General features: G+C 70.9%; 11 protein-coding genes. 6 read left to right on the forward strand and 5 right to left on the reverse strand.

What is annotated here, in order from left to right; all coding sequences use genetic code 11:
• Positions 1–102: 102 nt before the first annotated feature.
• Positions 103–1968 (forward strand): bifunctional metallophosphatase/5'-nucleotidase, encoded by a 1866-nt coding sequence (locus ACLL9L_RS14890; protein WP_411285442.1) that lies wholly within the window; start codon positions 103–105, stop codon positions 1966–1968.
• Positions 1969–1978: 10 nt separating this feature from the next.
• On the opposite strand, the gene ACLL9L_RS14895 is transcribed toward ACLL9L_RS14890, so the two are convergent.
• From ACLL9L_RS14895 to ACLL9L_RS14915, 5 genes are all read right to left on the reverse strand, one after another.
• Positions 1979–2578, reverse strand: a complete 600-nt coding sequence (locus ACLL9L_RS14895) for an isochorismatase family protein (protein WP_411285443.1) — start codon at positions 2576–2578, stop codon at positions 1979–1981.
• A 38-nt stretch (positions 2579–2616) separates the two neighbouring features.
• Entirely contained in the window at positions 2617–3234 is a 618-nt protein-coding gene (locus ACLL9L_RS14900; protein ID WP_411285444.1) for a DUF421 domain-containing protein, read from the reverse strand.
• 38 nt (positions 3235–3272) lie between these two features.
• Positions 3273–4556 carry an RNA polymerase sigma factor gene (locus ACLL9L_RS14905; RefSeq protein WP_411285445.1) on the reverse strand — a complete coding sequence of 428 codons (1284 nt, stop codon included), beginning with the start codon at positions 4554–4556 and terminating at the stop codon, positions 3273–3275.
• Between the two features lie 8 nt (positions 4557–4564).
• Positions 4565–4903 (reverse strand): YciI family protein, encoded by a 339-nt coding sequence (locus tag ACLL9L_RS14910; RefSeq protein ID WP_411285446.1) that lies wholly within the window; start codon positions 4901–4903, stop codon positions 4565–4567.
• Between the two features lie 114 nt (positions 4904–5017).
• Positions 5018–6319, reverse strand: a complete 1302-nt coding sequence (locus tag ACLL9L_RS14915; RefSeq protein ID WP_411285447.1) for a nicotinate phosphoribosyltransferase — start codon at positions 6317–6319, stop codon at positions 5018–5020.
• 23 nt (positions 6320–6342) lie between these two features.
• Here ACLL9L_RS14915 and clpS point away from each other — a divergent pair, with 23 nt between their 5' ends.
• The 5 genes from clpS to ACLL9L_RS14940 all read left to right on the forward strand — a co-directional run.
• On the forward strand, positions 6343–6645 hold the full coding sequence (gene clpS / locus ACLL9L_RS14920; RefSeq protein ID WP_411285448.1) for an ATP-dependent Clp protease adapter ClpS: 303 nt from the start codon (positions 6343–6345) through the stop codon (positions 6643–6645).
• A gap of 2 nt (positions 6646–6647) precedes the next feature.
• Positions 6648–7262, forward strand: a complete 615-nt coding sequence (locus ACLL9L_RS14925) for a DUF2017 domain-containing protein (protein WP_411285449.1) — start codon at positions 6648–6650, stop codon at positions 7260–7262.
• Positions 7263–7272: 10 nt separating this feature from the next.
• On the forward strand, positions 7273–8250 hold the full coding sequence (locus ACLL9L_RS14930) for a phosphotransferase (RefSeq protein ID WP_411285450.1): 978 nt from the start codon (positions 7273–7275) through the stop codon (positions 8248–8250).
• 85 nt (positions 8251–8335) lie between these two features.
• Positions 8336–9142 carry a glutamate racemase gene (murI, locus tag ACLL9L_RS14935; protein ID WP_411285451.1) on the forward strand — a complete coding sequence of 269 codons (807 nt, stop codon included), beginning with the start codon at positions 8336–8338 and terminating at the stop codon, positions 9140–9142.
• On the forward strand, positions 9139–9870 hold a 732-nt coding region (locus ACLL9L_RS14940; RefSeq protein ID WP_411285452.1), incomplete at its 3' end, for an MBL fold metallo-hydrolase. The genes murI and ACLL9L_RS14940, both read left to right, overlap by 4 nt.

Raw genomic sequence — 9870 nt, forward strand, 5'->3', positions numbered from 1 at the left:
GTGGCCGGGGGGCGGGTCGGGGCGGGGCCGGATAGGGTCGGCAGGGTCCGTACCTCGAGGAGCCGGCGATCCCGGTGTCCGCGAATCGACCGTGGGAGAGACATGACGCACCAGCTCATCCAGACCGAAACGACTCGGCGACAGCTGCTGGCCATGGCGACCGTCGGAGGCGCCGGCGTCCTCGGCGTCGTCTCCGCCCGCCCGGCGAGCGCCAGCGGCCGCGAGGACGAGCACGAGCACGACGGCAGCAAGGACTACACCCTCACGGTCCTCGGCACGACCGACCTGCACGGCAACGTCTACAACTGGAACTATTACACGAACGCGGAATACGACGACAGGGCCCACAACGACATCGGCATCGCCAAGGCCGCGACGCTGATCAAGGCCATGCGTGCGGAGCGGGGCGCCGAGAACTGCCTCACGCTCGACGCCGGCGACACGATCCAGGGCACACCGCTGGCCTACTACTACGCCAGGATCGAGCCGATCGGGGGCCGCGTCATCCACCCGATGGCCGCCGCCATGAACGCTGTCGGCTACGACGCCGCCGCGCTGGGCAACCACGAGTTCAACTACGGCCTGGACACGCTGCGGACGTTTGAGCGCCAGTGCAACCACCCGCTGCTCAGCGCCAACACGGTCGACTGGCGCACGGGCGTGCCGATCTTCCGGCCGTATGTCATCAAGACCGTCAAGGTGCACGGTCAGAAGCCGATCAGGGTCGGCATCCTCGGCCTGGTCACCCCAGGCGTGGCGATCTGGGACAGGGCCAACGTCGAGGGCAAGGCCAGGTTCCCGGGGATCGTCGAGCAGGCCAAGGTGTTCGTGCCCCGGCTCAAGCGGGCCGGCGCCGACGTCATCATCGTCTCGTGCCACTCCGGAGCCGACACGTCGTCCTCCTACGGCGACGCGCTGCCCTACCCCGAGAACGCGAGCACCCTCCTGGCGCAGCAGGTCCCGGGCATCGACGCGATCCTCGTCGGGCACGCGCACAAGGAGATCCCGCAGCGCCAGGTCGCGAACCTCACGACCGGCAAGCAGGTGCTCATCTCCGAGCCCCTCTACTGGGGCATGCGGGTGACCGTCATGGACCTCAGGCTGACGAAGGTCAAGGGGTCCTGGGTCGTCAACGACAAGGCCTCGAGCGCCGCGCTGCTCAACTCCAACACCGCCCCTGAGGATCCCGAGATCGCGGCGCTGATCCGCCCGGCCCACCAGAAGGTCCTCACCTACGTCAACGGCGTCGTCGGCACCTCCACCCAGGCCATGTCTGCGGCTACCTCGCGCTACGAGGACACCGCGGCGATGGACTTCATCAACTACGTCCAGGGCGGCGCCGTCCGCAAGGCCCTGGCCGGGACGGCCAACGCCGCCACCCCGATCCTGTCGATCGCGGCCCCGTTCAACGCCGCGGCGGCGATCCCGGCGGGCGACGTTACGGTGCGCGACGTGGCCGGTCTTTACATCTTCGACAACACGCTGATCGGGATCACCTTCTCCGGCGCGCAGGTCAAGGCCTACCTCGAGAAGTCGGCGGAGTACTTCAAGCAGATCACGGGCACCGGACCGTTCGCGCCAGCCGTCGTGACGAACGCGGTCACCCCGACCGCGCCCAACGGCACCCCCGACTACAACTACGACATCATGGGCGGGCTGGATGCCCCGCTGACCTATGACATCGACATCGCCGAGGCGCCGGGCTCGCGGATCCGCAACCTCAGGTATGCCGCGTCCCCGATCGACCAGAACGCCACCTTCGTCATCGCCATCAACAACTACCGCCAGTCCGGCGGCGGTGGCTTCCCGGGGGTGACGACGGCTCCGGTCGTCTACAACGCCCAGGTCGAGATCCGCCAGCTGATCATCGACTGGGTGTCGGCGAACAAGACCATCGACGCCTCCGTCTTCTCCAGGCCTGACTGGAGGCTCGTCTCCAAGGGCGCACCCATCACCGTCACCGGCTGATCCGGGCCGCTCAGGTCGCCACCACGGGCTCGCCCACCAGGACGACCCCAGCACCCCTCAGCTCACGCAGCGCCCGGTCCGTGGTCTCCCGGGCCACTCCCGCAGTGAGGTCAAGGATCACCCGCGTCGCGAATCCCTCCCGCACGGCGTCGAGGGCCGTCGCTCGCACACAGTGGTCCGTGGCGATGCCGACGACGTCGACGACCTCGATCTCGTTCTCCCGCAACCACTCCGCCAGACCGACCTGCGTGCCGGACCGTCCGGCATACCCCTCGAAACCGCTGTAGGCGGCGGTGTGGCGGCCCTTGCGGAAGATGGCGTCCGCCTGCGCCACCGCCTGCTCGACGGCGGGGTGGAAGTCGCCGCCGCCGGTGCCGATCCGACAGTGCGCGGGCCAGCTGTCGACGTAGTCGGGGTGGTCCGAGAAGTGTGCGCCCGGGTCGTCGTGCCAGTCGGCGGTGACGACGAGCGTCGAGTAGTCATCGCCGTGGTCCCGGACGTGGTCGTCGATCCTCCGAGCGACGTCGGCGCCCCCTCCGACGGCGAGGGACCCGCCCTCGCAGAAGTCGTTCTGGACGTCGACGATGATGAGGGCACGGCGCTCGGTCATGACACCCACGCTACCCAGCAGGTCAGCAGGTCAGCAGGTCAGCTGCCCGGGGCAGCCAGGCGCGACTCGAGCTCGGTGAGCCGCTCGTCCAGGTGGCGCCGCAGCTCCGTCACGGCCTCGCGCAGCTCCCCGGTGCTCGCGGCCTGGTACTCCCGCTGCAGCTCGACGTTGAAGGTGCCTCCGGGCTGGAGCTCCGCCAGGCGCACCTCCCCCGGTCCGTCGGCGCCCTGCTTGTGCAGCGCCGTGCTGAGCTCGTGGTCACGCAGGCCCACCCGGCGCACGGCCTGCTCGTCGATCGTGCCGTCCCGCACGAGCACGGTCGGTGACCCCTCGAAGATCCGCTCGGTGCGCGGACCGAGGAAGGCGATGCGGTCGACCACCGCGTTGAACACCACGAGCACGACGGCACCGAGCAGGCCCCCGATGAGTGAGTTGTCCGGACCGATGATGGCGTTCTGGACGACGTTGGACAGCAGCAGGACGACGACGAGGTCGAAGGAGTTCATCTGGGCGAGGGTCCGTTTGCCGAAAAGGCGGATGACGAGGGCGATGGCCAGGTAGACGCCGATCGTCCGGATGACCTTCTCCGTCGGCGGGATCTGGAACGCGAACATGCTGGTCCAGATCGAGTCATCGGTGGGCACGAGCGACAACATGGCAAACCTCCTGGGCGCGGACGTGATCGAGGCGGACCCTATGGCCTCTCGCTGGGAGGAGGCTCGGACGGGCCGGGCACGTCAAGGGCCGCGAGCCGCAGCTCGAGGAAGGCCCGCTCCCGCTCGTTGTCGACCAGCTCCAGTGCGGCCCGGTATGCCGCGGCCGCCTCCGCGCGCCGTCCGAGACGTCGCAGGAGGTCGGCCCTGGCTGCCGGGAGGTAGTGATATCGCGACAGCGCGATCTCGTCGAGATCATTCAGAGACCTCAGCCCGGCCGTGGGCCCGTCCCGAAAGCCCACGGCGATGGCGCGGTTGAGCCCGACTACCGGCGAGGGCCAGGCCAGCAGCAGCAGGTCGTAGAGCGTGACGACCCCACGCCAGTCGGTCTGCGCCACCGACGCTGCCCCGGCATGGAGCGCGGCGATGGCTGCCTGCAGGACGAATCGCCTCGGCCGGCCGGCGCGCAGCGCATCCCGGACGAGCAGACCTCCCTCCGCGATGCGGCCCCGGTCCCACGTGCTGCGGTCCTGGTCCTCGAGCGGGACGAGGGCGCCGGTCTCGTCGACCCGGGTCGAGGCCCGGGCGCCGGACAGGACCATCAGCGCGAGCAGCCCGCGCAGCTCCCCCTCGTCGGGCATGAGGTCGAGGAGGGTGCGGGTGAGCTCCATCGCCCGAGCGGTGAGGTCGGGGCGAAGGAGCGCCTCCCCCGTCGGCGCGGTGTGACCGCTCGTGAAGACGAGGTGCAGGACGGTGAGGACGGCATCGAGTCGCTCGGCGAGCTCGTGCCCGACGGGGACGCGGTAGGGGATGCGTGCTCCCGCGATCTTCTTCTTCGCCCGGGTGACCCTCGCGGCCATCGTCGCCTCGCTGACGAGGAACGCGTGCGCGATCTCCTGCGTCGTGAGGCCGCAGACGAGGCGCAGCGTCAGCGCCACCTGGGCCTCCCGCGCGAGCGCCGGGTGACAACAGGTGAAGACGAGCCGCAGCCGGTCGTCGGCGATCTCCTCGGCAACGCCGTGGCACGGGGCGGGGACGTCAGCCTCGAGCTCGACGAGCAGGGGCAGCTTGCCGCGCAGCGCGGCGGCCCGGCGGTGGTGGTCGACGGCCCGGTGGCGGGCCGTCGTGGTCAGCCAGGCCCCGGGATTCGGGGGGACGCCGTCCCGCTGCCAGGTCTCGAGCGCCCGCAGGTAGGCGTCCTGTGTGCACTCCTCAGCGAGGTCCAGACCACCCGCGACGCGCACCGTCGCGGCGAGCACCCTCGCCCACTCGCGCCGGTGCGCCTCGGCCAGGGCGCGGGCGACCTCGTCGCTGACCGGGGCCACGGCAGCGGTCAGCTCCCGTCGAAGACCATGACCGGGCGGACCTCGACGCCACCGAACCGTGCCGGCACGGCCTTGGCGATCTCCAGCGCGTGGTCGAGGTCGGCGGCCTCGATGACGTAGTAGCCGCCGAGGATCTCCTTGCTCTCCACGAACGGGCCGTCCGTGACGACGTCGCCACGGATCGTCGTCGCCGTGTCGGCGTGATGGAGGGCGTTGCCGCCCTTGAGTTCGGCGCCGTACTTCTCGCTGAACCGGCCGTGCGCCTCCATCACCTCGGTGTAGACGTTGGGGCCGGCGTTCTTGTAGTCGTTCTCGTTCTCGTAGATGAGCACCAGGTATTCAGCCATGCGGATGATCACTCCTCGATCGGTGGTTGCTTGACATTCTCTCCACGAACGGCCGCGACCGGAATCGACAGATCGGGCCATCGACTTCGGGGCGTCTCCCCGTCGGCGTCAACGTCATCGCTCGGGCTCGGGCTCGTAGAGCGTCGGGATCGCCGCCTCTCCGCGCTGCAGCCGCAGCGCCGCCCGGGGCAGCTCGGCCAGGGCGGCCGCATGGCGCGCACGGGCCTCGTGGATGTCCTGGGGTCCGACGACCTCGCCGCCGCGCACGAGCTCGGTCATCAGGGGTCGGTCGTTGCCGTCATTCCGCGGCAGGTCACCGACGCCGATGACCTCGGCCTCGGCGACGCCCCGGACGTTCATCCGTCGTAGGGCCCACTTGCGCCCGCCCACCGACCTCTTGTCCTTGCTCCTCTTCTCGACCGGCTCCATCACGCCGTCCTCGGTGGTCCGGGCGACGAGCTTGTAGACCATGCTCGCCGTCGGGGCGCCCGATCCGGTGACCAGCTCGGTGCCGACGCCGTAGCCGTCCACCGGCCCCGCAGCCAGGCCGGCGATGGCGAACTCGTCGAGGTCGGAGGTGACGATGATCTTTGTCCCGGTCGCGCCGAGGTCGTCGAGCTGGGCCCGCACGTCGCGGGCCTGGCTGAGCAGGTCGCCCGAGTCGAGCCGGACGGCCCCCAGCCCCGGACCGGCGACCTCGACCGCGGTCAGGACCCCGGTCGGGACGTCGTAGGTGTCCACGAGCAGGGTCGTGCCCGCGCCGAGGCTGTCGACCTGCGCCTGGAAGGCCTGCCGCTCGTCGTCGTGCACGAGCGTGAAGGCGTGGGAGGCGGTGCCTGCGGTGGGCACGCCGTAGCGGCGCCCGGCCTCGAGGTTGCTCGTCGCCGCGAACCCCGCGATGTATGCCGCGCGGGCGGCGGCCACTGCGGCCACCTCGTGCGTGCGCCGGGACCCCATCTCGATGCAGGGCCGCTCACCGGCGGAGACGGTCATGCGCGAGGCAGCGGACGCGATCGCGGTGTCGTGGTTGAAGATCGACAGGATGAGCGTCTCGAGGACGACGCCCTCGGCGAAGGTCGACTCGACCACGAGCACCGGTGAGCCGGGGAAGTAGCACTCGCCCTCGGCATACCCGCTGACGTCGCCGGTGAAGCGGTAGCCCGCGAGCCAGTCGCACGTGGCCTCGTCGACGACCCCGGTGCGGCGCAGCGCCTCGACCTCCGGATCACCGAATCGGAACTGCCCGAGGGCGTCGAGGAAGCGGCCCGTGCCGGCGAGCACGCCGTAACGGCGCCCGTCCGGCAGCCGACGGGCGAACGCCTCGAAGACGCAGCGCCGGTGTGCCGCCCCGCTGCGCAGGCTCGCCTGCAGCATCGTCAGCTCGTAGTGGTCCGTCAGCAGGGCGGTGCTCGTCACGCCGGACAGCCTATGGTGGGGCCGTGTCCATTGCCCCCGTTGAGGAACAGCGCACCTCGACCTCCGAGCTGACCGACGAGCTCGTCGAGGCGGACACCCCGTGGATCACGCTGGTCTGGAACGACCCGGTCAACCTCATGTCCTATGTCACCTACGTCTTCCAGTCCTACTACAACTACCCCCTGCCCAAGGCCGAGAAGCTGATGATGGACGTGCACACCAAGGGTAAGGCGGTCGTCGCGAACGGTCCCCGCGAGGCGATGGAGCGCGACGCCGAGGCCCTGCAGGGATACGGGCTGTGGGCGACCTTCGAGAAGGACGACTAGGCGTGGCGCGGGCCTTCAAGCGCAAGGGCGAGCTCTATGTCGCGAGGATGGACGAGATGGAGCGCAGCGTCGTCGCGGGCCTGATGGACCAGACGCGCCACCTCCTCGCCCCGCCCGAGCGGGTGTCGACGGGTGACCCCTTCGAGGACCTCGTCGCCGGGCTCGGGGAGTCGATGGGCGCGCAGGACGGGGTGCTCGAGACCCCCGACGAGCCCGAGCACCGCGACCCGGCCCTCGACCGGCTGCTGCCGACGGCCCACCGCGGGGACGACCAGATCGCGGCGGAGTTCCGGCGGCTGACCGAGCACGACCTGCGCGACCGCAAGGCCACCAACCTCGCCACCGCCGTGACGGCGTTGCGCCGGGCCACGGGCGAGCGCCTCGAGCTGACCCGGGCCGAGGCCGAGGCGACGGTGATCGCGCTCACGGACACCCGCCTCCTGCTCGGCGAGCGGCTCGGCCTGCGCACCGACGAGGACGCCGCAGCCCTCGAGGGACGTCTCGCCGGGCTCGACGAGGACGACCCGGCCATCTACGCCGTGTCCTACTACGACTTCCTCACCTGGCTCCAGGAGTCGCTCACCTCGGCCCTCATGGGGCGAGGGATCTTCGGATAGGACCACACAGATGCTCGTCGAACCGGATGACCTCACCGCACCGGACGTCCTGCGCCTCGTGCAGCGAAACTGGGGCGTCAAGGCGCTCACCACGGTGCACCTGCCGCGGGGGGCCCGAGCCTCCCACTGGGTCTGCGGCGCCGCACGCCGACCGCGCTGGCTCGCCACGGCGGACGACGTCTCCGCACCCGGGCGGCAGTCAGAGCTGGAGGACGCGTATGCCGCGGCGAGGCACCTCGCCGGGTCGGGCCTGCACTTCGTTGTCGCGACCATCCCGGCCGTGGACGGGTCGACCGGGGTCCGCCACGGGCGGCACCTGCTGACGCTGACGGCATACCTCGAGGGAGAGTCCGGGCCCGGCGAGTATGCCGACGACAACCAGCGCGCCCTGATCGCCCGTGAGCTCGGCACCCTGCACGCTGCACCCCGGCCCCCTGGCGTGCGCGAGTGGCGGGCAGACCTGCCCGGTAGCCGTCAGCTGGCCGAGCTGCTGGAGACGGTCGACGGCGCGCCGTGGGACTCGGGCCCCTTCGGTGAGTCCGTGCGGATCGCGTTGCGCGACAGCCGGACCCATCTGGTGGGACTGCTGTCGCGGTTCGATGTCCTGGTCGAGCACGCCCTGCGCCGACGAGATCGGTGGGTCCTCACCCACGGCGAACCGCACACCGCGAACGTGCTCTGGCGGCTCGGTGGACCGGTGCTCGTCGACTGGGAGTCCCTGCGCGTCGCCCCCCGGGAGCGAGACCTGCGCACCCTGTTGCGCGATGCCGACGGCGCCGAACCGCTGTCCGCCTATGTCGGCATGGGTGGCTCCGCGGATCTCGACGCGGACATGGTCGAGCTCTTCGACCTCGAGTGGTGGCTCCAGGAGACCGCCCTGCTCGCGATCCGCTTCTCGACCCACCACGAGGGCGACGCCGACGAGGTCCGGTCCCACCGCGCATTCGTCGACGAGGTCCTGCCGAGGGTGGCCCGCACCCGGAGGTGACCCAGGCCGGGCCGTCCGGTGAGTGTGACCGAGGCGACGTGCCCCGCGTGCCGTGGTGGCGGGCTGCCGTCCCTATCCTTCTGGGGTGGCAGACGCTCCCATCGGGATCTTCGACTCGGGCTACGGTGGGCTCACCGTCGCCCGCGCGGTCCTCGACCAGCTGCCCCACGAGTCGCTTGTCTACTTCGGCGACACGGCGCGCGCGCCCTACGGCCCGCGTCCGATCGCCGAGACCCGCCGGTTCGCGCTCGAGTGTCTCGACCGGCTCGTCGACCACGGGGTGAAGATCCTCGTCATCGCCTGCAACACGGCGAGCGCCGCCGTGATCCACGACGCCCGGGAGCGCTACGACGTGCCGGTCGTCGAGGTGATCCGACCGGCGGTCCGTCGGGCGGCGTCGGCGACGCGCACCGGTCGGGTCGGGGTGATCTCGACGCTTGGCACGCACACGTCCAAGGCCTATCTCGACGCTTTCGCGGCGGCCCCGCAGATCGAGGTCATCAGCCAGCCCTGCCCGCGGTTCGTCGAGTTCGTCGAGGCGGGCGTCACGGGCGGCACGGAGCTCATCGCCGTGGCGCGGGAGTACCTCGAGCCGGTTGCCGACGCTGGTGTGGACACGCTCGTCCTCGGCTGCACCCACTACCCGCTCCTGACGGGGGTCATCTCCTACGTCATGGGGGACGAGGTCACGCTGGTCTCGTCCGCCGAGGAGACCGCCAAGGACGTCTACCGGGTCCTCGCCGACGGCGACCTGCTCCGCCCGGACGACTTGGCGCCACCGAGCCTCGCGTTCTCGACGACCGGTGACGCGGGCGAGTTCCGGCGGCTGGCCCGGCGGTTCCTGGGGCCCGAGGTCGAGACCGTCTTCGGCAACCGGGCCGGGGCGTCGTGAGGGTGACCGTTGTCGGGTGCTCCGGTTCCTTCGCCGGGCCCGACTCCCCGGCCTCGAGCTATCTCGTGCGCGCCAAGCACGAGGGGCGCACCTGGAACCTTGCGCTCGACATCGGCGCCGGCGCCCTGGGGTCGCTGCAACGCCACCTGGACCCGCGCGACCTGGACGCCGTCGTGCTCAGCCACCTGCACCCCGACCACTGCATCGACCTGTGCGGGCTCTACGTCGTACAGCGCTACCACCCGGAGGGGGCGTCTCGGCCGCTGCCGGTCTACGGACCGACGGGGACAGGCAGGCGGATGAGTGAGGCCTACGGCCTGGCCGACCCCCACGCCATGGACGCGGAGTTCGACTACCGGGACCTCGTCGACGGCCGGCCGATCGTGGTCGGTCCGTTCACGATCACCCCGTATGCCGTGAACCACCCGATCGAGGCCTACGGCGTGCGCGTCGAGGCCGACGGGGTGGTGCTCGCCTACACGGGGGACACGGACACCTGCGACGCGCTGACGCCGCTCATGACCGGCGCCGCGCTCGTCCTGGCCGACTCGGCGTTCGTCGAGGGCCGCGACACCGCCCCGGGCATCCATATGACCGGTGCGCAGTGCGCGCGCGCTGCGGTCGCGGCCGGGGGAGTGCAGCGGCTCATGCTCACCCACATCCCTGCCTGGAACGACCCCGAGGTATGCCGCGCCCAGGCCGCGGCGCACTGGCCCGGAGTCGTCGAG

This window comes from Lapillicoccus sp. (assembly GCF_046595215.1).
Taxonomy (GTDB): domain Bacteria; phylum Actinomycetota; class Actinomycetes; order Actinomycetales; family Dermatophilaceae; genus Lapillicoccus.